The organism is Sporosarcina sp. P17b (assembly GCF_002743115.1).
In the GTDB taxonomy this organism is placed as follows: domain Bacteria; phylum Bacillota; class Bacilli; order Bacillales_A; family Planococcaceae; genus Sporosarcina; species Sporosarcina ureae_C.
This window is the reverse complement of sequence record NZ_PDYP01000040.1, coordinates 1-989: the sequence shown is the minus strand read 5'-3', so window position 1 is coordinate 989 and position 989 is coordinate 1. Positions and strand designations below refer to the sequence as shown.

Annotated in this window: 1 protein-coding gene; it reads right to left on the bottom strand. The window is 41.5% G+C overall.

The window, feature by feature from the left end:
* The coding region (locus CSV76_RS16915) for a transposase (RefSeq protein WP_143560392.1) at positions 1-989 on the bottom strand (989 nt) is incomplete at both ends.

The window sequence follows — 989 nt, the reverse complement described above, 5'->3', positions numbered from 1 at the left end:
CCCTTACGGAGAAACGAGTGAACCCTAAATTAGCCTTCAAGAATCCAAAAACTGGCTCTACGTCAATCTTGCGCTTGCCGTAAATTTCACCTGTTTTCTTATCTGAAAGCTTTTCACGAATATATTCTTTTTGCTGTTCCCACTTTTCATTCACATACAACTTCCTATTGTTCTCTTCTTTTGCTTTGGTACAGAAAGAGCGCAATGGGCAGCTTGAACAATCCTCACATTCGTATACTTTCATCGTCCGTGTGAATTGATAACGATCCGTCCGATTGGAAAGGTAGCGGAACACGAGTTTTCTGTCATTTGGGCAAGTAAAGGTATCCGTAGTTTCATCATATGCCCAATTCGCTGTATTGAAAGGATCGGTTTTGTACTTCTTTTTCTTTTCTTTCCGGTAGTGGTTATAGGTAATAAGCGGAACGCGCTTTCGATTTTCAATGACATCTCCGTAATTCTGTTCACTTCCATAACCGGCATCCGCGACAATATACTGTGGCAGCTCAAAAAAGTCTTGTTCAATAGTATCTAAGAATGGAATGAGTGTACGCGTATCGGTCGGATTTGGATACACGTCAAAAGCGAGGGTATATTGCCCTTCGGTCGCAATTTGCACATTATATCCCGGTTTTAGTTGCCCGTTTTTCATATAATCATCTTTCATCCGCATAAAGGTCGCATCGCGGTCCGTCTTCGAGTAGCTGTTACGATGGCCAAAGATCTTCATATCGTGCTGATACTTCTGCTTTCGATCCAAGAAGTCTTGAAATTGTTTACGGTATTGTTTAGGTTCTTTTCGTAGCGAGCGAATTTGTTTACGTTCCTCGACATCTTCGCTAGCGTTAATCTTTTCTGTATAGGTTTGGATAGTTTCATCTAGCTTCTCTACTACTTTAGACAGTTCCGCGGTAGATAATTCATCCAGACTTTCCCGTTCGATTTCAGGGATGATCTCTTTTTCTAACAGCTCTTCGTACATCTGACTG